This window comes from Paenibacillus pseudetheri (assembly GCF_924513355.1).
Classification (GTDB): domain Bacteria; phylum Bacillota; class Bacilli; order Paenibacillales; family Paenibacillaceae; genus Paenibacillus_AQ; species Paenibacillus_AQ pseudetheri.
This window is the reverse complement of record NZ_CAKMAB010000013.1, coordinates 1-24,054: the sequence shown is the minus strand read 5'-3', so window position 1 is coordinate 24,054 and position 24,054 is coordinate 1. Positions and strand designations below refer to the sequence as shown.

At 41.7% G+C, this 24,054-nt stretch carries 27 protein-coding genes and 2 pseudogenes; 19 read left to right on the top strand and 10 right to left on the bottom strand.

Annotated features, from left to right (window positions below; genetic code table 11):
• Positions 1-38 precede the first annotated feature (38 nt).
• The 3 genes from L1028_RS13840 (at position 39) to L1028_RS13830 (ending at position 1,830) form a co-directional block, all read left to right on the top strand.
• Positions 39-473: an Lrp/AsnC family transcriptional regulator gene (locus tag L1028_RS13840; protein ID WP_234534741.1), complete on the top strand. Its 435-nt coding sequence runs from the start codon at positions 39-41 to the stop codon at positions 471-473.
• A 99-nt stretch (positions 474-572) separates the two neighbouring features.
• Positions 573-1,154 carry a hypothetical protein gene (locus tag L1028_RS13835; RefSeq protein ID WP_234534740.1) on the top strand — a complete coding sequence of 194 codons (582 nt, stop codon included), beginning with the start codon at positions 573-575 and terminating at the stop codon, positions 1,152-1,154.
• Between the two features lie 91 nt (positions 1,155-1,245).
• On the top strand, positions 1,246-1,830 hold the full coding sequence (locus L1028_RS13830; protein ID WP_234534738.1) for a Crp/Fnr family transcriptional regulator: 585 nt from the start codon (positions 1,246-1,248) through the stop codon (positions 1,828-1,830).
• Between the two features lie 8 nt (positions 1,831-1,838).
• Here the strand turns inward: L1028_RS13830 and L1028_RS13825 are convergent, their stop codons facing one another.
• The 3 genes from L1028_RS13825 to L1028_RS13815 all read right to left on the bottom strand — a co-directional run bounded on the left by L1028_RS13825 (position 1,839) and on the right by L1028_RS13815 (position 4,895).
• Positions 1,839-2,558, bottom strand: coding sequence for a DUF4386 domain-containing protein (locus L1028_RS13825; RefSeq protein WP_234534736.1), 720 nt, complete (start codon positions 2,556-2,558; stop codon positions 1,839-1,841).
• Between the two features lie 107 nt (positions 2,559-2,665).
• Positions 2,666-3,628, bottom strand: a complete 963-nt coding sequence (gene nudK, locus L1028_RS13820) for a GDP-mannose pyrophosphatase NudK (RefSeq protein ID WP_234534734.1) — start codon at positions 3,626-3,628, stop codon at positions 2,666-2,668.
• Between the two features lies 1 nt (position 3,629).
• A complete protein-coding gene (locus L1028_RS13815; protein ID WP_234534732.1) occupies positions 3,630-4,895 on the bottom strand; it encodes a MerR family transcriptional regulator in 1,266 nt (421 codons plus the stop codon).
• Between the two features lie 148 nt (positions 4,896-5,043).
• Between L1028_RS13815 and L1028_RS13810 the strand changes: the two genes are divergently transcribed.
• From L1028_RS13810 to L1028_RS13800, 4 genes and pseudogenes are all read left to right on the top strand, one after another.
• The gene (locus tag L1028_RS13810) at positions 5,044-5,340 is read left to right on the top strand and encodes an alpha/beta-type small acid-soluble spore protein (protein WP_234534730.1); all 297 of its coding nucleotides are present in this window, start codon (positions 5,044-5,046) and stop codon (positions 5,338-5,340) included.
• 180 nt (positions 5,341-5,520) lie between these two features.
• Positions 5,521-5,703 (top strand): annotated as a pseudogene (locus L1028_RS31680) (YiaA/YiaB family inner membrane protein); the annotation flags it as partial.
• Positions 5,704-5,760: 57 nt separating this feature from the next.
• Positions 5,761-5,997: a YiaA/YiaB family inner membrane protein gene (locus L1028_RS31675; protein ID WP_306035596.1), complete on the top strand. Its 237-nt coding sequence runs from the start codon at positions 5,761-5,763 to the stop codon at positions 5,995-5,997.
• A 26-nt stretch (positions 5,998-6,023) separates the two neighbouring features.
• Entirely contained in the window at positions 6,024-6,611 is a 588-nt protein-coding gene (locus L1028_RS13800; protein WP_234534728.1) for a DUF1349 domain-containing protein, read from the top strand.
• 23 nt (positions 6,612-6,634) lie between these two features.
• On the opposite strand, the gene L1028_RS13795 is transcribed toward L1028_RS13800, so the two are convergent.
• Positions 6,635-7,237 (bottom strand): TetR/AcrR family transcriptional regulator, encoded by a 603-nt coding sequence (locus L1028_RS13795; protein WP_234534726.1) that lies wholly within the window; start codon positions 7,235-7,237, stop codon positions 6,635-6,637.
• A gap of 136 nt (positions 7,238-7,373) precedes the next feature.
• Here L1028_RS13795 and L1028_RS13790 point away from each other — a divergent pair, with 136 nt between their 5' ends.
• Positions 7,374-8,636 (top strand): MFS transporter, encoded by a 1,263-nt coding sequence (locus tag L1028_RS13790; RefSeq protein WP_234534723.1) that lies wholly within the window; start codon positions 7,374-7,376, stop codon positions 8,634-8,636.
• Positions 8,637-8,793: 157 nt separating this feature from the next.
• On the opposite strand, the gene L1028_RS13785 is transcribed toward L1028_RS13790, so the two are convergent.
• Together L1028_RS13785 and L1028_RS13780 are read right to left on the bottom strand one after the other, a co-directional pair.
• Entirely contained in the window at positions 8,794-10,182 is a 1,389-nt protein-coding gene (locus L1028_RS13785; RefSeq protein ID WP_234534721.1) for a sensor histidine kinase, read from the bottom strand.
• A gap of 1 nt (position 10,183) precedes the next feature.
• Complete coding sequence (locus tag L1028_RS13780) at positions 10,184-10,894, bottom strand: response regulator transcription factor (protein WP_234534720.1); 711 nt, start codon at positions 10,892-10,894, stop codon at positions 10,184-10,186.
• 183 nt (positions 10,895-11,077) lie between these two features.
• Here L1028_RS13780 and L1028_RS13775 point away from each other — a divergent pair, with 183 nt between their 5' ends.
• The 9 genes and pseudogenes from L1028_RS13775 (at position 11,078) to L1028_RS13735 (ending at position 19,840) form a co-directional block, all read left to right on the top strand.
• Positions 11,078-11,944 carry a carbohydrate ABC transporter permease gene (locus tag L1028_RS13775; protein WP_234534718.1) on the top strand — a complete coding sequence of 289 codons (867 nt, stop codon included), beginning with the start codon at positions 11,078-11,080 and terminating at the stop codon, positions 11,942-11,944.
• A gap of 14 nt (positions 11,945-11,958) precedes the next feature.
• A complete protein-coding gene (locus L1028_RS13770) occupies positions 11,959-12,816 on the top strand; it encodes a carbohydrate ABC transporter permease (RefSeq protein ID WP_234534715.1) in 858 nt (285 codons plus the stop codon).
• Positions 12,817-12,826: 10 nt separating this feature from the next.
• Positions 12,827-13,930, top strand: a complete 1,104-nt coding sequence (locus tag L1028_RS13765; protein ID WP_234534714.1) for an efflux RND transporter periplasmic adaptor subunit — start codon at positions 12,827-12,829, stop codon at positions 13,928-13,930.
• A gap of 15 nt (positions 13,931-13,945) precedes the next feature.
• Complete coding sequence (locus L1028_RS13760; protein ID WP_234534712.1) at positions 13,946-15,295, top strand: ABC transporter substrate-binding protein; 1,350 nt, start codon at positions 13,946-13,948, stop codon at positions 15,293-15,295.
• Positions 15,296-15,500: 205 nt separating this feature from the next.
• Positions 15,501-16,152: pseudogene (locus L1028_RS13755) on the top strand (hypothetical protein).
• Between the two features lie 154 nt (positions 16,153-16,306).
• A complete protein-coding gene (locus L1028_RS13750; protein WP_234534710.1) occupies positions 16,307-16,873 on the top strand; it encodes a TetR/AcrR family transcriptional regulator in 567 nt (188 codons plus the stop codon).
• Positions 16,874-16,995: 122 nt separating this feature from the next.
• The gene (locus tag L1028_RS13745; protein WP_234534708.1) at positions 16,996-18,117 is read left to right on the top strand and encodes an ABC transporter permease; all 1,122 of its coding nucleotides are present in this window, start codon (positions 16,996-16,998) and stop codon (positions 18,115-18,117) included.
• Entirely contained in the window at positions 18,117-18,815 is a 699-nt protein-coding gene (locus L1028_RS13740) for an ABC transporter ATP-binding protein (RefSeq protein ID WP_234534707.1), read from the top strand. Before L1028_RS13745 ends, L1028_RS13740 begins: the two co-directional genes overlap by 1 nt.
• Before the next feature lie 215 nt (positions 18,816-19,030).
• Positions 19,031-19,840 carry an SMI1/KNR4 family protein gene (locus L1028_RS13735; RefSeq protein WP_341482543.1) on the top strand — a complete coding sequence of 270 codons (810 nt, stop codon included), beginning with the start codon at positions 19,031-19,033 and terminating at the stop codon, positions 19,838-19,840.
• 87 nt (positions 19,841-19,927) lie between these two features.
• Here the strand turns inward: L1028_RS13735 and L1028_RS13730 are convergent, their stop codons facing one another.
• Positions 19,928-20,083: a hypothetical protein gene (locus tag L1028_RS13730; RefSeq protein ID WP_234534705.1), complete on the bottom strand. Its 156-nt coding sequence runs from the start codon at positions 20,081-20,083 to the stop codon at positions 19,928-19,930.
• On the bottom strand, positions 20,080-20,517 hold the full coding sequence (locus L1028_RS13725; RefSeq protein ID WP_234534703.1) for a MarR family winged helix-turn-helix transcriptional regulator: 438 nt from the start codon (positions 20,515-20,517) through the stop codon (positions 20,080-20,082). The genes L1028_RS13730 and L1028_RS13725 overlap by 4 nt, the downstream gene beginning before the upstream one ends.
• Before the next feature lie 121 nt (positions 20,518-20,638).
• Between L1028_RS13725 and L1028_RS13720 the strand changes: the two genes are divergently transcribed.
• Positions 20,639-21,226: an NAD(P)H-dependent oxidoreductase gene (locus tag L1028_RS13720; protein ID WP_149645498.1), complete on the top strand. Its 588-nt coding sequence runs from the start codon at positions 20,639-20,641 to the stop codon at positions 21,224-21,226.
• A gap of 25 nt (positions 21,227-21,251) precedes the next feature.
• Here L1028_RS13720 and L1028_RS13715 read toward each other — a convergent pair whose 3' ends face one another.
• Positions 21,252-21,764: a DinB family protein gene (locus L1028_RS13715; RefSeq protein ID WP_234534701.1), complete on the bottom strand. Its 513-nt coding sequence runs from the start codon at positions 21,762-21,764 to the stop codon at positions 21,252-21,254.
• Between the two features lie 137 nt (positions 21,765-21,901).
• A complete protein-coding gene (locus tag L1028_RS13710) occupies positions 21,902-22,180 on the bottom strand; it encodes a glycosyltransferase (protein WP_279306864.1) in 279 nt (92 codons plus the stop codon).
• 295 nt (positions 22,181-22,475) lie between these two features.
• Between L1028_RS13710 and L1028_RS13705 the strand changes: the two genes are divergently transcribed.
• On the top strand, positions 22,476-23,888 hold the full coding sequence (locus L1028_RS13705; protein WP_234534699.1) for an alanine/glycine:cation symporter family protein: 1,413 nt from the start codon (positions 22,476-22,478) through the stop codon (positions 23,886-23,888).
• Positions 23,889-24,054 lie beyond the last annotated feature (166 nt).

Here is a 24,054-nt window from a genome sequence, read left to right as displayed (position 1 = left end):
TGAGTTTATTTATTAAAAAGAGCTAGGAGGCGCTTGATATGGAACATCTTATGGATGATATTGATAAAAAGATTATGCAATTATTGCAGTACAATGCTCGAATGCCCATTTCACAAATCAGCAAAGAGGTTTCGATGTCACAACCATCCGTTAAAGAAAGAATCATTAAGTTGGAGGAAAGGAACATCATTTCGGGGTATCATACAGCTTTTAATTTGCGGGATCTGAACCGGGGTACGACTACTTTTATTCTAATCAAAACAGAACATTGCCAAGACCTCACTGATTTTTGCAACGATGCCATGGAAGTCACCGATTTGTTTCGCATTAGTGGAGAATATAATTATCTCATTAAGGTACAGACCTCAACGATTGAGGCGCTTGCTGAATTTCAAGATCACCTTATAAAGTTCGGACCTTCCAAATCGCATATCAGCTTGAAAAATATTTTGGAGAACAGAGTGCTACTCTAAAGCAAAGTTTCCAAATACAAGATGTGGTAACCGCTTTCTTTTCATTGTAGAATGGGTCAAAATAGCAGTCGATTGATACGTATATAAGGGAGCATGCGCATGGAGAGGAAAGGGTCTAGTAAAAAGTATATTCCATTCACATACAAGATGATGATCCCGTATCTCATTCTTGTATTGCTGACAGATGTGCTGGTTGGCTATATAGCCTATACAATGCTAGTAGAGTCCAGGACTGAAATGGCGGAAACGAATGTCCGGACCGCATTAAAGCAGACGAGAAACAACATCGAATACCAGACAGATGAAATCAAGCGTATGACCAACTCGCTGTTTCTAAATACGAATTTTCAGAATGCCCTTCAGTTCAGGGGAGATCCTTTGGAAAACATGCTCAAAATGAGAGATGATATCGTTCCTTATATGAAAGCCCCTCTGCAACTGTATGGGAACAAGCTGAGACTTGCGCTTTTTACCGTCAATGAGACGATGCTTGATATTACCGGTGATGATATGTCGATGCCCATTGGTCGAAGCGATTATTATGTTCTTTCTGATCAGGTAATCGAGAATACGGAGTTGCTTCCCTGTTTTGGGGATCGTCCGAATATGAGGCTCACTATCGGACACAGCTGTGCGGCGTATGATGAGTTGAAAGGTTGGATTTGTCTTTGTATGAGCTAGTATAATAAGGCAAGAGGCTCCCTCACGGGAGCCTAAATAACTTCAAGGACATCATAAGCGGGCCGTTAGCTTCGGAAGATTGGAGAGAGATATGAACAACATATTGTATAAGTATATGAGTAAATTTACATCTCTTAATGAAGAAGAACAGAAGGATATTGTTGAGGGTATCCTTATAGAGGAATTTAAAAAGGGAACAGTGCTTCTTAGACAAGGAGATGTTCCCACAAAATGTTTTTTCGTGTTAAAAGGTTGTGTTAGGCAGTACTCGATAGATGAATCGGGAAAAGAAGTCACATCTAATTTCTACACGGAAGAGCAAGCGGCTTCGATTTTTAATCGGCATCAAGAAAGCAAGCCCTCTGCGTACACCTTAACCTGTCTAGAAGATAGCACATTGGTGGTTGGTAAACTTAATGAGGAACAAGACATGCTTCACAAACACTCGCAATTGGAAACGATGATCCGCAAAATGGTAGAGGAAAACTTAGGTGAGGTACAGGACGAATTAACTTCATTTATCGCTTCCAATCCTGAAGAACGTTACAAAGCCTTGTTGCGAAAAAGACCTCACTTACTCACTCGCGTACCTCAGCATCAATTGGCCAGCTATCTGGGGATGACACCAGAGTCATTAAGTAGAATTAAGAAGCGGGTTCATGCCAGTGATAACTAAAAAGAAAGTCATACACTTTTGTGGAGTTTTCTTCCTCTAAGCAGCAGCCATATCCCAAAGCCCAGTTCTCCTACGATCATAGGAATAGTGAAAACGTAATTTAATATTGTAATGACCCCTTCGTATTGTGGGAGAAATATTTTGCTTAGATGAATGATCATATAACCAATTGAAGCAAGCAGCAATAAGATGCTGATTACTTTAGGGATGATGCCAGATTTTAAAGCCACATAGCCCACAATTAACAGATGCCCGCCAAAAACGACCAACCCCATAGACCAAATCCATTGAAATGCATCCAGAAATAACATTACAAATGCTTGAGCCTGATCGATTTTTATTGAGGGAAAGTCACTTGCATTTCCCGTGAGCAGCAGCACAAATATCAAGTTTAGTATAGAGATTCCCAATATAGCGGAATAGGTTAGACGAAGCCATGCGCCGAGTAAAGAAAGCTTTTGGTTAATCGGTTCTAGAAACACATAAAACGCCCAGGCAACCAGGATGTCAGTAATCATAATGATGATCCAACCCAAGATTTCACCTTTGAAAAGGTTACTGGATGACACAATGTTATTGAATGTGACGCTGGCATCGCCCTGAACAACAAGATTCACATGGACAAAGCCATACGAAAAAAATGAGGCAAGGGTCATGATAATAAGTGAGATTCCAGCAGTTAAAGCGGACTTTCGCTGATTCGATAGGTCTTTTTCTGAGATAGTCATAAGATACCCTCCTAAAGGACTTTTTATTATCATTGTAATTAGGAGTAGTATGGTGAGCATTGACTTAAATCAAGAGTGCATCATCAGACAGGAATAAATGCTTGTTATCAAATTAACGGAAGTTCATCCAGCCGTTCGTAAATCAACAATCCTTTCTCTTGCGCAATCTTTACCATTTCATCGGCACCCTGAGATGATCCTCCAACTCGAAGCACGGCATCACAGTAATCAAGCAGGCGAATGGAAGATGGATGGAAAATTTGGTTGAAAGCGTCGTCTCCTAGATTAGTGGAACCGGCTGTAGCAATAAGAGGCAAAGCATACCACTCCCCCAGCACAGGCATATGCCCAGCCTCGTAAACTTGAAGAGCAATTTTATTCATGTATTTGACATTTTCCTCGATTAATACTGGATCATCATTGGTTCCAGAACGATACGGGCCAGCGATGAGGATATGTAGCGGCTTCGATTTTACCTTCAAGAGACCTTGGATCTGAGCGTATTGGAGCAGCATTACCGTCTTAGCATCACGAATCTCGCCGCTTTGGACCATGTCAAGCGCTTGAGCAAACGGAAGTTCCACTACTTCAATATTTTCCTGTTCCTCCTCAAGTCCCCCACCCGGACCTGTTGTCATGACGTCACTATACTCAGCTACAAAGAAGTGCAGAGTTTCGGTAACGGATCCTGGTGACATATAGACCTCGCCAACTTTCTGCACTCGGTCGATACGGTACCCTGTCTCTTCCTCCGTTTCCCTCAGAATACTTTCTTCTGGTGTTTCTTTATCGAGTAGCCCCGCGCAGGTTTCGATAAGCATTCCAGTCACATTGCCGTTTAGATAAGTAGGCATTCGGAATTGTCTCGTAAGTACGATGGTTTGTTTGTGACGATCATAGAGTAAAATGGTCGCTCCGTTGCCTCGGTCATACACTTCACGGGATTGTGTCTCCCATTGTCCATTTTCTTTTTCATACTTGAATGTGATCTTCTTTAAGGTGTACCAGTTATCCGATAGAAGTTCCTCTTTTACGATCCGTACTCTTGGGTTGTACTGCTGTGCCTTCATCTCATTTCCTCCCTAGAAAAATCCCATTTTCTTTAGTCATTTCGAGGGCTCCATTCTGCTGTAGGAGCCGATTGACGTGGTTTCGAAATTTGTCTATAGCCGCACCGACAAGTCGCTCTTTTGCGTTCATCGGAGTCGATATCATATATTCAATCAGGGGTTCAGCTTCGTCGACTAACAGACGGTCGTCGTAACGTAGTAACCGAAGATCGGAGAAGCAAGAAGACAGCAGGACTCCTCCGTTACCCAGATTAAATCGTTTAATAGCTTGATCCAATACATGAAGGTCGGGGTCGAACGAGACCGCCAAGTGTTCAATCTCTTGTAGGTGTTGAGTGCTCATTGTAGAGGTGCATATTATACCCCCTCGTTTTAGGACGCGGTGTATCTCGTGGATCGCTTTAGGGATGTCCGGCACGTGATACAGCATGTTGTTAGCGATAACCACATCGAAATGCTCATCGTGGAAGGGGATTTGTTGCGCGTCAATAGATAAAAGCTTAAACTGTGAATTCTTACTTCCTAAGCGGCAACGTGCTTCTTCTACCATCCCGCTCGAAATATCAGTAAGTGTGATGCGCCAGCTGCTTGGAATTCGTTCGGCGTTTCTTACCCAGAAGGTCCCATCGCCGCCACCTAACTCTAGAATGTGGGCTCCAGGGTGCACCTCCAGTTGTTCAAAGACCCAATTATGCCAGCCTTGCGGATTTGTACTGAACTTGTCATAAAGATGTATCCGCGTTTGCAAGCGGCTCGCCGTCCGATACTGTTCCCCCCAATCTTGCTTACTCTGCAAGGTTTGAATAACATTTGCTAAGTGGTTCCAATCAGACCGATCGACCGACATTTGCATAGCATCTCGTATTGCATGAACTACATGCTCCGTATGAGTGATTTTTCTCTGTAGAACATCGAGCTGTGCTTGTAACGAATGTCTGATCTCCCCTATGGATAGCGACTCTGCATCTAAGATGTCTTTTATTTCTTGAAGTGATAGCCCTAAGTATTTCAACGTTTGAATTTGCTGCAATTTTTCTAGGTCTTTCATGTTATAAGATCTTATCGATCCCGCGTGATGATCTTCTGGAATTAGAAGCCCAATCTGATCGTAATATCGCAATGTCCTGACCGTTATTCCTGTTCGCTTTGCAAGCTGCCCTGTCGTTAAATAGTTCTCTTTGTACATCCTTTCCTCACATCCAATCAATTGCTCCAGCGTGTTGTTCTCAGTTAGTATAGCAGGTGACGTAACGTCACCTTCAAGCAAAATTTATGCATAAGAAAAACAGAGGACAAGCACCCTGACAGCGATTGGCCATTCAGCGCCCTCTTGGAAATAAGCGGAGCAAATCAACAGGGGTGGAGATTTCGTTTCCCGGGCATGTTACTTAAAACATGTTAGGAGGGGATAAGGGATGTCCAGAAGAAACAGGAAATATGCAGTGCCGGGAGTCAATCGCGGAATGCAAACATTTAAAGCCGAGGTGATGCGGCGCGAGGGTTATGATGTAGATCTGGAGCGGCCTGATGATGTGAAATATGAAGTCGCAAAAGAACTTGGTATCCCATTGGAACATGGTGAGAATGGACATTTGAGTACAGAATCAGTAGGGCAGATTGGCGGAAAAATTGGTGGATCGATGGTCCGCGAGATGATTCGTCTCGCACAGCAGCAATTGGTGGATCAGGAGAGGGAGAAGCATTTTTTCTAAATCATAATGTTGCAGATAACGTAGGAGGCGGCTTTAGTCCTGAATTTCCTGGGACTGAGACCGTTTTCTTTACGTTTTCCTAAAACAACCTAATTAATGGTAGAATTTTACCGATGTTCCACGGTATAGTGAAGAAGGTTATAACACCATTTAATTCTGTATTGGGAGAGGGATCGTCGGATGAATCAGAGGTATCGTAAACGCAACACAGCTGCTTTCACAGGGGTATCGTATTTTGCATTGGCTGCAGGTCTTTTTCTATTCTGTTTGGGGGTGTACAATGACGATTGGGAATTGAACGTGAAAGGGTATTATTTACTTTGCATGGTGTTAATTACGATCAGCTGTATCGTTGTGCAGAAGGTCGTTAGAGACAATTCAGAGGATAAAGAAATTAAGCTGGAAAATCCGAAACACAGGATGAGGAATACAGGGGCTTTCACAATTATGGCTTTTGCAGGCTTGGTTATTGGGTATGTAATGTTCTTTATTGGTCTGTACAATGCTCCATTTCAATTGAATGTAAAGGGGTATTATATAGCTGTTATTCTGTTGATTTCATATAGCGCCGTTGGCGTTCAGAAAGTGACGAGAGATAACGCGGAGGACAAAGAGATTCTCGCCGAGCAAGATGCCAGGAGGGACATTCAAGGGTAAAGAGGTACCTAGAAAGGAGTAGTGGGATGAATTTTGTAAAAGAAAATCTTTTTTGGCAGTATCCAATAAGCACTTTTTCTATTTCAAATGACAGGATTGAAATTGTAACGGAGCCTAATACGGATCTTTGGCAACGTACCTATTATGGATTCAGAAATGATAATGCACCTGCGCTGCTGATGAAGACGGATGAGAAATACTTTTCTTTTATAGTAAAAACTGATTTTGACAGCGCTCATAGATTTGACCAGTGTGGAGTAATTATTTATCAGGACAGTGACAATTGGTTCAAGGCATCGATCGAATATGAGAATGAAGAATATCAAAGATTGGGTAGTGTAGTTACAAATCACGGATATTCGGACTGGGCAACAACAGATATCGACGCAACAATAAAAACAATGTACTACAGATTAAGTAGACGTGAGAGTGACTTCTGTGTTGAAAATTCTTTAGATGGGATTACCTTTAAGCAGATACGAATTTTTCATTTTTTTGAAGGGAATGAGCAAATAAACTTTGGTTTATACGCTTGCAGCCCCGAAGACTCTTCATTTAAAGCAACATTCACAGAAATAGAAATAACAGATTGTCAGTGGTTGGAACATAAATAAGGAGAGCATCAGTATTGAATGAACTAACTGGGCTCGCGTAGACACTCTTTTTTTAAATAAGCAGCAAAGCTCTTGATATTCATCCGTATATGCCGATTATTTCCTTCGAGCTTACTCATCATGATACCGCCCTCCATGATGGAAAGGGAGAAAGTAGCTAGTGCCTCAATATCGAGGTCTGCTTTGAATTCACCGCTTTGAACACCTTCGGATATGATTTTCTTTTTGGACTCCAGCGTACCTATTAGGGCTTGCTGGGCTCTTTCACGTAAGCCTGGATGACTGTCGTCGCTTTCAATAGCCGTGTTGAGGAGCGGACAACCCCCAATGAAAGGTGGTGCTTCAACTACTTTCTCGTACACATGTAAATAAGCTAATAGCTTGCCAGAGGCCGTTTCTTGCTGACTAATGGCATGAGCGAGTTGGGCTCCGACAATACTACCCGCATAACTAAAAGCTTCATATGCAATCTCATCTTTACTGGAAAAATGACGGTAGATGCCGCCTTTCTTGATGCCTGTCAACTCTGTTATATCAGATAAGGATGAGCCCGAATATCCCTTCTGGTTAAAAAGTTCAGCGGCTTTAGCTATGATGTATTTGCGAGTTTTCTCACCCTTTTCCATCGTCATCCTCCGTCCTTAATGGTATATGTACACGTAGTATATCAAATGAATTTATTCTGTTGCAAAAAAAAGCATCTATGCTATTATAAAAGATACCAATCGGTATCTTTTATAATAGACAGGGGTGGAAACCATAATGGCAACGACATGGTTCAAGGAATCCAGGTATGCATGGATTGGATTAGGATCTCTCTGGGTTATTGGATTTATTGGTGCATTGACTCGATTCAGCTTGTCTTTTTTTCAGGTGCAAATATCAACGGATTTACAGATAAGTAGGGGATTCATCTCAATGGCATGGTCCACCAATTTATTCATCATAGCCGTATGTGCACCTTTGGGGGGCTGGCTCGTGGATCGTTATGGTACAAAGAAGATACTAATGTTAAGTGCAATCATGAGTACTTTGGGTACTGGTATTGTCGTGTTAGGCCACCATCCTATCGTCTTTTTTATTGGATACGGTGTTATCTCTGGTTTGGCGGGTATTGGGGCGACGGCGAGTTATATATTGATGTTTGAATGGTTTCGGCATCATCGGGCTAAAGCAATGGCTTTGCTGGCGAGTGCCTCTTCTGTAGGATTAGCGATTATTACGCCCATTTTCGTATCCGAGGACTGGCTGACGTGGAAGAACGCCTTTATGGCTTCTTTTATCCTAGGTGTTTGTGTGTCACTTCCCGTAATTTGGCTAGGAATTAAGGCTCCACAACAGAAGAATAAGGAGAAAGATGAATCGAATCATTCAATAGAAGTCGAAGGGCAAGGTATGTTAACTAGAATAACTCCATCGCCCAAGAAATTTATCCATCTTCCTATCTTTGTCGTGGTCGCGATTGCGCTGTTCACCTGCGGTATCAATATGGGATCCGTAGAGATGAATTTGGTAGCCATACACCAGTTGGCAGATGTATCACCTAGCATGATCGCCTTATCTATGAGCATACTAGGTATTATGGAAATTACTGGGGCACTCATTTGCGGCTATTTTCTGGACCGATACAATAAATTAATGATGATGTCTCTATTGTATGGCATACGTATTATAGGCTTTGCTTTCCTCTTTATGCACTTGGGAAGTTCACCTATTCTTTTTGCTATAGCGTTCGGAATTACCTACTTAAGCGCAGTACCGGGTGGAATGCTTGTCATCAATGAGTTTGCAAAGGGTAAAGGTAAACATACCGGTGTTCTACTTCTCATGCACCAGGGTGGCGGTATAGTAGGTGTATTAATCGGAGGCCTATCCTTCGATTATTTTGGGAATTATCAGAACTTGATTGTTGTTGACGTTATAATCTGTATCCTCGTAGCGCTAGGGTACTTCGGATTATTCACGACATATAAAAGGAATCTTCGGATTCAAAATAAGAAGGTTGCAGTAAGTGAGGCACTTTGACTTAGATATGGGTATCAGAAATGTGAGAACTTTAATAGTCTAATCTATATGTCATAATAACAAACAAGTTGCGTTCTTGCTCGGATTGCACATTACGAATATACTGCTTTTCTAAATCATAATAGCTATCGGCAGTTTTATAGTTATTACTGTTGTCTTAATGAATAGGGAAGCTCATGCGAAAAATAGCTCCACCATGCTCTCCGTTATGAGCGGATATAGTACCATCGCACCGTTCAACAATTGCACGTGAAATGGCAAGTCCAAGTCCTGTTTCTCCATTCTTACCTTTAATAAAACGCTGAAATAGCTGAGGCAGTAAATGATCAGGAATACCTTCACCATCATCAATGACATCGATCTGCACTTGTCCATCCTGCTCCGAAATTTCTATGTCCACGGCTTTTGATGCATGTCTGATCGCATTGCTCATAATATTTAGTACCGCTTGTAAGAGTTTCTCTGAATCCCCATCAATATGAAGGTTGCTCGGCTTATTAACTTCGTACTTTATCTTAATATCAACTTCCTCATTTATAGCTAATGGCCGTATTCGATCGACGGTTTGATTGATTAATTGTTCAACCGACACTTCTTCTTGATCGAAGATACCATCTTCGCTTTCAAGCTTGGCTAATAAGATCATCTCTGTGACAATTCGCTTAAGTCGTTCACATTCGCTCGAGATTACATCGAGACCATTGTCAGCACGATCCCCGGTGAAAATACCATCTCGAATTCCCTCAGCGTAACCTTGAATAGTCATTAGTGGGGTCTTAAGCTCATGAGAAGCATTCTGAAAAAATTGCCTTTGAGCATGATGGTATTGCTTAAGTTCTCCAGCCAGATGATGGACACTTTGGGCTACCTCACCAATTTCTCCGCCAGTTTGAATGAGTTGCACCTCATCAAAATGGCGTTTTTCAACTTTTTTAAGCTCAAGTTTTAATTTCTCTAGAGGAGTAACAAGACGTTTGGTAATAAATAAACTTAGGCTAAAGGCAATTATTCCCCCAATCACCATAATGAACATCGTTCTTGCAAACAGCTCTGATTGATATGATTTCACTTTGCTTAGAGGTGTAGACAAGACAAGTGTGGCTGGAGCTACAGCACTAGCTGGATCAAGACTCTGTGGATTAGAAGTTAAGGTCTCAACTATATATTTCTCCTGTCCATTTTCCCATAAACCCTGATTGTGAGTTGAGTACTGTTCAATGAGTGGTATCCATGACTTTGTCTGTGCTTCTGTCATTGTACTAAACAATATATTACTATTCGGTTCTATGAGTAACGCATCTATTGTTCTATTAATCTCTTTTGCCGGCTGTACGACAGCAGCTGCTGATGATTGAGTAGGTGTTAGTTCTTGAACAGGTAACGAATTGACCAACTCCATCATTGCATTACCTTGTGATCTTAGTTCTTCTCTTTGATTATCGATTAACGTATCCATTAGTAGAGGATAAACGAATGTAGCTGTAAGCATGAGTACGCACACCAGTAATACTCCAAATGATAAATGAAGTTTATAGATTAGTTTCATGTTATGTCTTCACTCCATCCACTCGCATTCGATAACCATAGCCCCAAACGGTTTCAAGAGGCAGTTCTGCCATTTTACGACGAAGTCTTTTGACTAAATCATCAATCGCTCGATCGCTACCAAAATAGTCATCACCCCATACTAATGTTAACAACTCATTGCGTGAAAAAGCACGATTGGGCTGTGCTGCTAAGGTATGAAGCAATGAAAATTCTTTCACCGTCATTTCAATCTCTTTAGATTTCCAGTAAACCAGACGACTATCTAATACCAGACGAAGCTCATCGATGATGAGGTCATTTGATTTTGAAAAGACTATATTCTGTTCTGATTTCTCAGTAAGCGAGTTAAGTCGATGGAATAAACGATTCACCCTTGCGACCAGCTCACGTGGACTGAAAGGTTTAGTTAAATAATCATCGCTTCCAAGCTCAAGTCCAAGTATCTTATCTACTTCTTCATCACGAGCGGAGATCATAATAATTGGAACTTCGGCTTCCTTGCGAATTTGTCTGCAGAACTCATAGCCATTCATACCTGGAAGCATGATATCTAGAATCCACATATCCGGGCGCTCCGTGTTCCATAGCATGAGCGCTTCTTCTGCTGAACTTAACGAAATAGTTCTGTAGCCTTCCTTCTGTAAATAAGTCTCAACGATATCTCTTATATGAAAATCATCTTCAACGATTGCGATTTGATAGCTCTTCATTAACAGACCTCCTAACTAATACATCTATTATTCTAACAAAGTTGTTCTTTCAAGCGGGCTTTTCCATACTTTTTCCACAATTGCTCCAAATTAATACCGAAGCTGGCCTATAGAATAGTTATTTGTACGGTAAATATGTTTCATTCTGCTTGTATGGAACAAGCTCAAAGGGAGGGTGAGGCTGTGAGAATTTCATATTTGGCTCGCAAGGAGGTTCTCGTGGCTTTCTGCTTTCTTGCACCGAGCTTGATTGGTTTTGCGCTATTTTATTTGATTCCGTTTGGTCAAAGTGTTGTATTTTCATTTGAGAATCCAAGCGGTGAGGCAGGATTATCGCTTGCCAATTACCAGAGTCTATTAGCAAGTTCGTCCTTTCAAAAGGCGGCGGGGAATACATTCTGGTTCACTATTATTGGCGTTCCGATCCTTATTCTGTTGTCACTTGCTCTTGCCATGCTGCTTAACAAACGAGTCTTCTTTCGAAATTGGCTGCGCACCTCTTATGTGCTGCCGCTGGTTGTTCCAGTAGCGTCAATTGTGCTCGTATGGCAGATCCTAGTCGATTGGAATGGTTTTTTCAATCATGTATTGGAGTGGGTTGGAATTGAGCGGATCGATTGGATGAAATCAGAGTGGGCGCAAGGTGTCATTATTTTTATCTATGTATGGAAAAACATCGGCTACAATGTGGTTCTATTCTTGGCCGGGTTGCAAAATATTCCTGATCAATACTATGAGATAGCAAACCTGGAAGGTGCAGGTTGGGCTCGTAAGCACCAGATCACCTTGATTTATTTAATACCGACAGGATTTTTAGTTATGCTGATGTCGATTCTGAACTCATTCAAGGTATTTCGGGAAATCTATTTAGTTGCGGGTGACTATCCACATGACAGCATCTATATGCTTCAGCACTATATGAACAATATGTTCCTATCACTTGATATTCAGAAGCTGTCGGCTGCAGCTTGCTTAATGGTGCTCTGCATTCTAGTCATTGTGTTGATGCTCTTCCGAGTTGAACATAAGTTCCGTTCATTTATGGAGTAAAGGGAGGGGTGTAAATGAACAAGAGACAAATAAGAATACTGCTGCGTACAATCTTCTTAACCGTAATCGCGCTTGTAATGCTATTTCCTGTTGTACTGACAATGGTAAGCTCCTTGATGACGGAGAAGGAAATTATGCTGAATTACGGCATGTTGGGTAATACACAGATGAATGACTTTGTGAATTTGAAGCTGATTCCAGATTGGGTTTCGCTAGAGCAATTTTTTAAGGTGCTTATTTCAACCTCGCAATTTCTTCGTATGTTTTGGAATTCTGTGTTTATGGTGTTTCCAATCATTATAGGCCAGGTCGTGGTGGCAACATTAGCGGCATTTGCATTTGCCAAGCTGCGATTTCCTGGCAGAGAGCCATTATTTATTGTGTATTTGATAACCATGCTCATGCCTTTTCAGGTCACGCTTGTGCCAAATTATATCATATCTGATCGATTGGGGCTTATTAATAGTCCGAGCTCTATTATATTACCAGGGATATTTGCGGCGTTTGGAGTGTTCCTGCTCAGACAATTTATGCTCCAAATTCCAACTGCTTATATGGAAGCTGCCCAAATGGATGGGGCAGGCTATTTCCGCTCCTTTATCAGGATTGTCCTGCCTATGGTGAAACCTGGCATGGCAGCGCTTGTTGTTCTGCTGTTTGCAGATTACTGGAATATGGTGGAGCAGCCACTAATCTTTCTGCAGGATACCTCTTTGCAGCCTTTGTCCATTTTTCTATCTCGGCTGCAGGAAGATGCGCTTGGGGTATCCTTTGCTGCTGCGGTCTTGTATATGACGCCAATGATTCTTTTATTTCTTTTGGCGGAACGGTATTTTATTGAGGGCATAGAGCTTTCTGGAATTAAAGGATAGGGGGAATGAGATGACAAGCACATCTAAGCGACAACGTTTAACGGCTGCTTTGTTTGTATTGTTCTTTGTTGTATTGGCTGGCTTGACGTTTTTTAGTAGCACCCTCGAAACGATGATGCTGCCCAAGGTGATTACGGAGAAGCTTGCTTCCAAATCATTAGTTCATCAGGTTAAAGGGAGTGGAGTCTTAACGCCTCGAAAGCAGGTGGATTTGTTAAATGAGACTGGCTCTAAAATTGTGAAGGTTCATGTAAAAGAGAATGATGAGGTTAAGAAGGGGCAAAAGCTCGTGTCATTCGACAGCTTTGATCTGGATGAGCAGCTATTTCAAGAGGAAACGGCGCTTAAGAAACAACAGCTAAATCGGGAGATTCTAGAGGAGAATATGCTTAATGCTTTGATAGATGGTGATGAGCAAGTGATTGCCAAGGCTGAGCGAGCTCTTGAACTGGATAATATGGATCTTGAAATGGCGCAAAGAAAATTGAATAAAATGCGTAAAGAAAAAGTGGATAAACAAACGCTGACTGCCCCTTTTGATGGCAAAATCACAAAGATTACACTAGAGGATAGCATGAATGCTTCAAAAGGGGGGACAATCCTGACCTTAATGGATAGTGGCAGGGGCTTCGAATTTTCATTTGCTGTTGAGTCGGAGAATACGGCATTATTCGAGATTGGATCTAAGGTTTCTGTTCGATTGGCGAAAGATAATACATTGGTTAACGGTATGATTCAAGAGATTAAAGCATCTAAAGAGAGCAGTGAAGATTCATCCGACGAATCCAGTTATCAGGTTGTCGTTACCATCTCCGATGATGGTCTTCAAGGCGGCGAACAAGTCAGTCTAGATATAAAGAAGGAGTCAAATGAAAAAGGTTATGTGTTACCAAAGAAATGGATTCATAAAGATGCAACTGGAAGCTATGTCTATGTAGTTGAGGAGAAGAAAAGCTCACTCGGGAATACGTTTAGTGCACGCAAGGCTTATATTATAACAGGTGATTCAACCGAGGATGAGGTTGTAGCTGTGAGCGGGTTAAGTCCTGATGATGAGATCATTATTGAATCAAGTGAACCACTGCAGGAAGGTAATCAAATCCGAATATATTGAAGGGAATGAATCAATTTGAATAGAAGATGGGTATTGGCTTTATTTGCAATGATAGTCGTATTATCGGGATGCTCTAGCAGTAGCGTGGGATCGGGTGCAGGAGGATCATCTGATGAACATTCAGGTCAGGATGGCAAAACGATTGAGATTGCGACCATGGCGGTAACTCCTTATTTAGATGAGGCGGTTAAGCGATATAAAAAAATTCGCCCAGATATACAAATTGATATCAAAGAGTATCTAGCTAGACCTCAAACGGAGGAAGGTACATCGAGTGAAGCATTCTCAAAGAGTGATGTTGAGAAATATGTTCAAACGGTGAGCACACAGATGATGTCTGGCAAAGGGGCAGACATTATCGTGATGAACGATCTGCCGCAGGACAAATATGTCGCCAAGAACATGCTGACTAATTTCTATGATCTGATGGACCAGGATTCTGACTTTGATCGAAATCAGTACTATCAGAATATCTTTGAAAACTCCCAGGATGGAGATGGTTTGTATGCAATGCCATTCTCATTTGTCATCGACGCGCTTACTGGAAATACAGAGTTGTTAGAACAAGCTAATATTGAAATTGATGATAAGACCTGGACATGGGATGGGTTTAAAGAAATTTCTAAGAAACTTAAGGAACAAGTTGGTGAGGATTATGTGGCATTTGTTAATCTATTCCCGATTCAAATGTTAGCGCAGTATATAGAAGCAAATTATGATAAGCTCATTGATCAAGGTCAAGCTAATTTTGATTCCGATCTGTTTCGAGATATGATGAAGCAAATCAAATCGATGTATGATGAGGGCGTACTTAAAGCTGAATTTTCGTACGACTATTCCAAAACCTTATTCAACAAAGCTAACCTTTTCGATCCAATGTCAGGCCTGTCTCAAGTCCTTGATCCAAAGCTTAAACTATATCAAAATCCAACAGTCAATGGAAAATATAATGGAACTCCATTTAAGTCGTACTTCACATTAGGCATTAACAGCAAATCTAAGGTTCAAGATGAAGCTTGGAATTTTATTAAGTTCATGCTTTCCGAGGACATGCAATCTTCACCAGTGGTACAAGGCTTTGCGATGCATAAGGGCGTTGTGGAGAAACAGCTTAATGATGCTAAGCAGCAGGCAGTAGCGGGTACACTACCTCTTCTAGAACAGAAGTTTGATGCTGAGACTGTAGAAAGCAAGATCCAAGAATTACATCAGCTTATAGATGGAGCAAGTAGGAATTTATCTAGTGATCAGAAGGTCGTTTCAATTGCGATTGAAGAGTTTGATTCGTATATGAGCGGTCAGAAATCAGTTGAAGACGTCAGCAAGCTGATTCAAAACCGAGTCAACACCTACATTAATGAGTAAATAGAACGTCCTAATCGTAATCATGAGCCTACATATCTCGCATACCGCACTCATACAGAAAATTGTGAATGTTTGGTGTAAATAACACACAAGGCTTTCAGGCTAAAGAGTAGCGTTGTTGCAGGAATCATTCCGTTCTTCGTTGAATATATCCCGTTAACCGTATTGCGTATTCAAGATACGTAACCACAGGAGGAGAACAACATTGAAATCGACTACCGTTCAAAGCCTTACGGAAACGTTTAAGCTGGAAGTGCTAGCAGGTGCTAGCTGCATGGATCGTGAAATCACACGTTCGAAGGCGCATAGACCTGGCCTGGAGTTCGTGGGTTACTTTGATTTTTTCCCAACGAAGCGGGTACAAGTATTGGGCTGCAAGGAAATCAATTATCTGTTAACCCTAAGCGTTGAAGAGCGGCGAAACCGCGCACACGCTTATTAGAAGAGGTCATCGGTTTGTGGCAGATGATATCGTGGTTCTGAAGAAGCTGGGACCGGCGACGCTTCTCGGCACACATAACGAGACGACCCGCGAATTCCTAGCGCTGCGCAGTATTGGTCTGATCAATGTTGTACGCCAGTACGGGCGTAGAGCTTTTCAGGATGAGACGCGAATTGTACTCGACATCGAGTTGTCTCCTTGGCGAGAGAATTCCTTGAATAATGAGCTCGAACTGGAGCCGAAGTTCACAGACTATCTCGGTGTTAAAATTCCACATATTGAAATCCAGCTTCAGCCCGGCCGTGACGTAGCTGGTCTAATCGAAGCTGCCGCCAACAACTGGTATCTGAAGCAGCTCGGCTATAGCGCCGTTGAAGAGTTTATGCAGAGAATTGAAAACGGGATGCATTCGTGAAGGTAAAACATATCGATAAATAGAATATCCAAGTATTTTTGAAAGGACTGTCCGCAGGTGAGAGTACTGCTTTTGGACAGTCTGTCTATTTATTATGACCTACGCATTACTTTTTGTGTGTGCTAAACTGATAATAATGAAAAGGGGATGAACCATGGGTAGAAAACAATCTTTTACTGAAGCCGAGCTGCTTGATATGACAAAAAAATTAGTATTGGATCATGGCTACGATGGCTTTCATCTCAAGCTGCTCTCGCAGCATCTGTCCGGCGCCCGAAGTACCATTTATCAATATTATGCTAATAAAGAAGAGATCGTTGCCGCTTGTATGAAGCGCGTAATCGCAGCGGTATTAGATAAGGCATTAACAATTAACGAGGCAAATCCCATGGACGCTCTCGAGCAGTTACTTCTCATTTACGTAGAAGAATCTTCGCTCCATCAGCTCCTGGGAGATGCCAGTAAAATAAACACAGCGAATTCTGCTGCAGCGGCGAGGGACCTTGAATTTATTGAAGAAGCACATAAGACTCTTAAAATTCAGTTATCTGGTTTGTTCGCACGCGCACAGCAGGAAAAAAGCCTACGGCAGGATATCCCACTTCCTGTACTTATTGGTGTTTTTTTTAACCTAATTAATACACCTAATATGCTCAATATCCCAACACCTGATTGGGGTAGGGTGTTATTTCAAATGTGGATTGGGGGCGCAAAGAGCTGATCTAATTTTGGAGGAAATTTGACACATGTGTCATTTATATTGTTTAATAAATGAGACGAATGTGCCAGTTCTATTTAATTCGACACATGTGTCAAATTAATATAAAGGAGCTGAAAAAGATAATGTTCTTAGCTATGAAGGAATTGATGCATAGTAAAATGAAGTTTTCAATGATTACCATTATTTTTGTATTAATTGCTTGGTTGGTATTCATTTTATCAGGTTTAGGTACTGGATTATCTACACTAGCTGCATCCACATTCAAGACTATGAAGGCTGATTATGTAGTTTTTGAAGAAGGGTCGCAGTCTTCGATGAGCAAGTCCCTTCTGTCTGAGCAGTTATTGGCTGAATTGGAGCTATTGCCAAATGTTAGTGCTGCAGCACCGATGGGAAGTACAATGGCAACAGCGCTGAAAGGGCAAGGTGCTAAGAATGAGGATAAGGTAGACATCGCGATTATAGGAATTAATCCAGGAAGTTTCTTGGAGCCGGCTATCGTCGAAGGGAAGGGCTTAACTTCTGAGAATTCTACTGGTGTACTGGTGAACTCGACCATGAAGGATGAGGGCTATAGCCTCGGTGATACTTTTCAGTTAGACGGTACAACGGAATCATTGACGATTATCGGGTTTGTGAAGGACCAGACCTATAACCACGTTGCTTCCGTATTTACTCCGATGGAGGAGTGGCGGAAGATTAGTTTTGCTGCTCCGGGTTCAGATAAAGGAGTTCCAGATTCGGTTAATGCAATTATGCTGCAAGGCAAGGATATCGATCCAGAAGTAATGAATAGCAAATTATTAGGTACGGATACGGTTACCCGGGCAGGAGCTGTTCAAGGGATGCCAGGTTACAAGGAAGAGAATGGTACGATTTTAATGATGCTGGCATTTTTGCTGGCGATCTCAGCATTTGTGCTTGGAGTATTCTTCTATGTAATTACGATGCAGAAGACCAACCAGTTTGGCATCATGAAAGCTATAGGTGCTAGTAACAAATTCCTTGGAAAAGCCATTGTATCGCAAGTATTTATAATTTCTTTGACTAGTATTGTAATTGGAATCTTACTGACTTATGGGACAGCCGCCATTATGCCGAAGGGTATGCCTTTCAAGCTGGAAACGAATCTTGTCGTAACTTATTCTGTAATCTTACTAATCATCGCTGTGTTAAGTTCGATGGTATCCGTTCGAAAGATTACAAAGATTGATCCGCTACAGGCATTGGGGAGGGTTGAATAATGACTAGGGGATTACAAATGAATGATGTCACAAAATACTATGCTGAAGGAAGTAATCGTATCGCCGCACTTGATCATGTAACTCTATCGGTCGAGCCGGGTGAGTTCGTGGCTGTAGTTGGACCGTCGGGTTCAGGTAAAAGTACGTTCTTGTCTATTGCTGGAGCGATGCTTGAAGCTTCAGAAGGGGAAGTTAAGCTGAATGGGCATACTCTTTCTACGCTTACTGCCAAAGAACTGTCGAATATAAGACTACAAGAAATCGGATTTATTATGCAATCTTCAAACTTGGTTCCTTATTTAAATGTTTTGGATCAATTGCTAATAGTAAAAAGAATGTCGAGTACAGTAACTAGAGAGGATAAGCAATTGGCCACTAAGCTGCTCGAGGAGCTGGGTCTTGGCGCGAAGCTAACAAGTCTTCCAGAAGAGTTATCAGGTGGGGAGAAGCAACGGACAGCCATCGCTCGCGCTTTAATAAATAACCCTAATGTCATCTTGGCGGATGAGCCTACAGCAAGTTTGGATACTAAACGGGCCCATGAAGTAGTTAGTCTAATCGCGCAAGAGGTGAAGTCACGCCAGAAAGCAGCGATTATGGTTACTCACGATGAGCGTATGCTTGAATATTGTGATAAAGTATACCGGATGGAGGATGGTAAGTTATCTTTGTTCCCTCTAAAAGATATTTATAAATAAATTATGCCTTCGTACTATTAACTAATCAAAGAGCGACTGTGGCTGACACAGCGCTTTTTTGTGTTGATTGTAATCCTCTTACGACATACTATTCCTAGGTATAACCGCCTCAAGGGTATGGATATGCAGGAGGACTTGCGTGATTGGCTGGGCATAGGCTATAAATGGTATAATTTCTATTAGGTATTTTGAGTGATCGTTACTAGGAGGTATTAATGATGAGTGATGAACTATTGGCAAAATTGGATACTTGGCATGAAGAGGATGAATTTCAAGAAATCATGGATGCAATAACGGAAATTCCTGAAGAGGAAAGAGATTATGTTCTAACTAGTCATTTGGGCAGAGCGCTTAATAATCTCGGGCAATATGAAGAGGCTTTAGAGCAGTATTTGAGCATTGAAGAAGAGTGTGAAGGTGACCCGCTTTGGCATTACCGTATCGGAGTTTCCTATTATTATCTGAAGCGGTACGACGAAGCTTTAAAAGCATTTACAATTGCAGACGAGCTAGAGCCTGATGATGAGGACACTTTGGAGTTTTTGGGTTGGATCAAACGTAAATTAGCTAAGAAAGCTGCGAAAAAGCCTGTGAGCAAACCCGCAAGGAAGCCTGTAGTAGCGATCGACTCCACCAATTTTTGGGATGATAGCGAGTATGCATTCTCAGAATATATCTCTGAGCCGCCTACAGATGCATTGATTGCTTCAGTGGAAGAAGAGCTGGTCTTTAAGCTGCCAAAATACTACGTTGAAATGATGAAGTTACATAATGGGGGAATTCCTCATAACAATCGGTACCCAGTTCCGGAAACAGGAGAATTTATTACGATTTCAGGGCTCCTTGGAATTGGAAGAGATAAGAATAAGTCGCTGTGTGGAGCTTCAGGCAGCCGGACTGTGATTGAAAATGGACGTTATCCTGAGGTTGGTGTGGTGATTTGTGATTGTCCTTCTGAGAATGAAGTAATCATGCTGGATTACCGCGAGTTGGAAATGATGGCGAACCCGAGGTTATCCATGTAGATCGAGATAACAAATACAAGATCACACGCTTGGCGGACAATTTTGAGACCTTTATCGGCGGACTGGTGAAATAGTGGATTTGGCGATTTAGGGTGAAGGTGAAGGTGAAGCTGATTCGAAGTTCTTAGGCTTTAGCTTAGCTGATAATCTGTCACGAATCAGCCAATGAATGACCCAAAAAACAGAGCGGCGGTTCTCCAAGAACGGAGAACCGCCGCTCTGTTTTCTTTTTAACCCACTCATTCACCGCTATTAAATACCTTGGAATGAAGCACATCCAGCGCTCGGCTGATTTCTTCCAGTTCCTCAGTAGAAGAATCCTTAATCCGTTCCAGGAAACGTTCTCCGATCTGCTCAAAAGCTTTGTTCATCATCGCTTGTCCAGCGTCAGATAATCGTATCATTTGCTTACGCCGATCTTCTGCGACATCCAGCTTCTCACAAAGATTCTTTTCTGTTAATTTCTTGAGTTCACGGCTCGTATTCGGCATAGAGATATTTTTACAATCACTAATTTGACTGAGAGTAACAGGCTGGCTGACCGCAATATACTCCAGAATATTATATTGAACGGGCGTAATACCTTCCGGTCTAACATCTTTGGTTAAGTCGAATGTTACTTCATGGACTGCCGTCGTAAAGGTCACTAATTTATGAAAAAACGCTTCTTTGTCCATAATGATCACCTCTTAGTGTAAACTTTAACAAAATAATTATCATAATACAATTATCATTTGACAACTAAATGAAGGTTATGATACGATTTTGTTATCAAATGATAATTAAAGAGGTGGAGCAATGAACGTTTTAGTCATCTATACTCATCCGAATCATAAAAGTTTAAGTTATGCTTTTCTCAATAAGGTCATTCAAGGAAGTAATGAAAATCGAAAGATCACGAACATCGAGGTGCTTGATCTATATGAGGAGCAATTTGATCCGGTGCTGGTTTTTAATGAAAATAAACGTAGAAGAGACATGCATATCGATCCCAAGTTTGAGAAGTATCGTGAGCAGATTCGTCAGGCCGACAAAATTGTGTTTGTGTATCCAATCTGGTGGGGGCGGCCTCCAGCCATGCTGCTCGGGTATATTGATCAAATGTTTGCCTCTAATTTTGCTTATAGAGAAAAGGGCGGCCTGATCCCGGAGGGGCTGCTGAAAGGGAAGTCAGTAGTTTGTATTTCCAGCATGAAGGGGCCAACCCTTTATCCTTTATATTGGTTAAACAATTCCCATAAGGTGCTGATGAGAAAAGCATTATTTCAATATTGCGGTATGAAAAAAGTGAAGTTTTTCGAGTTTGGGAATATGGAGAGTCCAAAAGGTAAACATGACAAAAAGCTAAATCAGGTCTACCAATATTTTAAATCTGTAGCTAATTGATTCCTCAAAGATAATAGCTCGATGATCATTTGGACTCGTTATAAAGATAGGCGACATAATCCTGCAGCACTGAGGTGTGGTCCATTTGTCGCAGCATAGTCCCGATATTTCCACGGTGATAGCTGCCATGGTTTACGATGTGGAAGATAGCCCCGGAAATGGATGTCTCAAGTGATCCCATAGTTGGATGATCTAACACAACAGTGGGGTCCTTATCTATTTGACTAGCCAGCACCATTTTATTTTTGCTGGTTAGTTCACGATAGAGGACATCCATTTCTTCAATATCTTTTATAGCTAATAAGGGCTCTAATTGGGCAGCTGATGCTATAGCTTCATTCCTAGTTCGCCCTTCAATCAAGTCAAACCAAATGTTCTCCACGACATAAATATGCGTCACAACCTTCGCTACCGAAGAAAAACCGCTCTGAATATCCTTATGGTATATGTCCTTAGGCAATTCCTTTAAGCGACGGATGATCGTTAGATTAGCCCATACATTGTAATCATACATTTCTAACGTCGGATGGTTCTCCATGAGTTTCTCCCCCTAAGATTTTAGATGCTTTAATTATACCCATTCCAAAAATGTTCGGTACAGGTTCTCTCCCATAATAAGAAGAACAGGCTTAACAGAGGTAAAACCGCAAAAGTCTAAACCACGTTGTTTATCAGCTAATTTGAATTGAGTCGGTAAGATTGAAAAATACCCTTCATGATTTTGAATACATCAGTTACATTATTCCAATCGAAGTAGCGTCTCAATTTTCCTGTGGAAATGGGGTGGTAGGTCACATTCTCCTTGTAATCAGACAAAAGCTTACGTTCAATCCCTTGTTCGGAGCCTATATAATGGACGTCCCAATCCTCTGCTAGATACTTAGGGATCAACACGAGGTTGTCGGATACATGGCCAGCGGAGCCTCCACCTGTAAATACGATTGAAATACTCATGCTAGGAACCCACCTTGTTGTAACATTTCTTTTAAACCATTAGCTTTTCGCCGAGTGATTTTGTTATTCCGTAGGGTAAACGTTAGTTTGGGATTATAATGGTATTCCTGTTGTATGTTACGTGAATATGGCAAAGCGAGCTCCCTAAATCAAAAAAAAGCGAAACCCACTGACAAGAGATGTTATGAAAGTTACAATTTTTATTGGCATTTGAAATAATGACTGTTATATTTGAAAATACTATGTGTTATAAGCTTAACAACCTGGTATCGACAGAATGGAGAGGCGGAATTACATGCAACAATTTTTAGATAGTATGATTAGCGTAACAAATGATTTTTTGTGGTCGAAAATACTGGTGATCCTTCTTATTGCTTGTGGACTTTATTTCACCGTAAGATCGAAATTTGTACAGTTTGGCATGTTCAAAGAAATGTTTCGGGTCCTTAAAGGATCCAATGAAAGGTCAAAAGATAGTATTTCATCCTTCCAGGCCTTCTGTATCAGTATGGCGGCGAGGGTAGGGACAGGTAATATAACGGGAATCGCAATTGCTATTGCCATAGGTGGTCCAGGGGCTATCTTCTGGATGTGGGTGATTGCCATTATTGGATCAGCGTCCGGTTTTATAGAAAGCACCTTGGCACAGGTATATAAAGTGAAGGATAAGACCGGATTTCGCGGCGGGCCTGCCTATTATATGGAGAAAGGCCTGAACAAGCGCTGGATGGGAGCGATATTCGCTGTTCTGATTACATTATCTTTCGGGCTTGTATTTAATGCGGTCCAATCGAATACGGTCACAGTGGCCTTTGAGAATTCATTTGGCACCAATCGGGCCATTCTCGGGCTTGTTATGGCTGCTGCCTTTGCGTTGGTTATCTTTGGCGGTGTTAAGCGTATCGCAAGAATGTCCGAATATATTGTAGTGGTAATGGCAGGAATCTACATTGGGGCTGCTCTTATTATTATGCTGATAAATATTACAGAACTTCCAGCAGTTATCGCACTCATAGTGAAAAGTGCCTTCGGATTTGAGCAAGTCGCTGGTGGCTCTCTTGGTGCAGTAATTCTACAGGGCGTGAAGCGTGGACTGTTCTCTAACGAAGCGGGTATGGGTAGTGCGCCTAATGCTGCGGCAACGGCAACTACGAGTCATCCGGTGAAGCAAGGGCTAATGCAAGCGCTAGGTGTACTCACAGATACGTTACTTATTTGTTCGAGTACGGCGTTCATTATCTTGTTGTCTGATGCCTATAAGCAGCCAGGGCTGGATGGAATCAAACTGACACAAGCCGCATTAAGCGAGCATATTGGTTCGTGGGCCTCCGGATCACTAGCGATTATGATTTTTTTGTTTGCTTTCAGCACGTTAATTGGAAATTATTATTACGGTGAGACTAATATAGAATTTTTGAATTCCAACAAAAAAGTATTACTATTCTATAGATACAGTGTTTTGGCGATGATTATTTTTGGTTCCGTAGCAAAGGTTCAATTGGTATGGGATTTGGCCGACTTATTTATGGGCTTCATGGTTATCGTGAATTTGATTGCCATCCTGCTATTATCTAAAGTGGCCTTTGCAGCCTTGAAGGATTATAAAAAGCAGAAACGTGAAGGGAAGGATCCTGTTTTCTATAAAGATAGCATTCCGGGGCTCGAGAACGTTGATGGTTGGGACAATTCTTCAGATATAAAAAGATAGAAATGTATTTGAAGGGCTCAGGAAACTGAGCTCTTTTTGCTGTCAGCGTGCCCAGAGGCACGCATTATCTAGTTGGTGAAAGTCCAACCGAAGGAGGGGCCAAGCCACCTTTGTAGCTAGGATGCTTGCGCATGGCGAAATCTGTGTGTAAAAGCGCATCGACAAA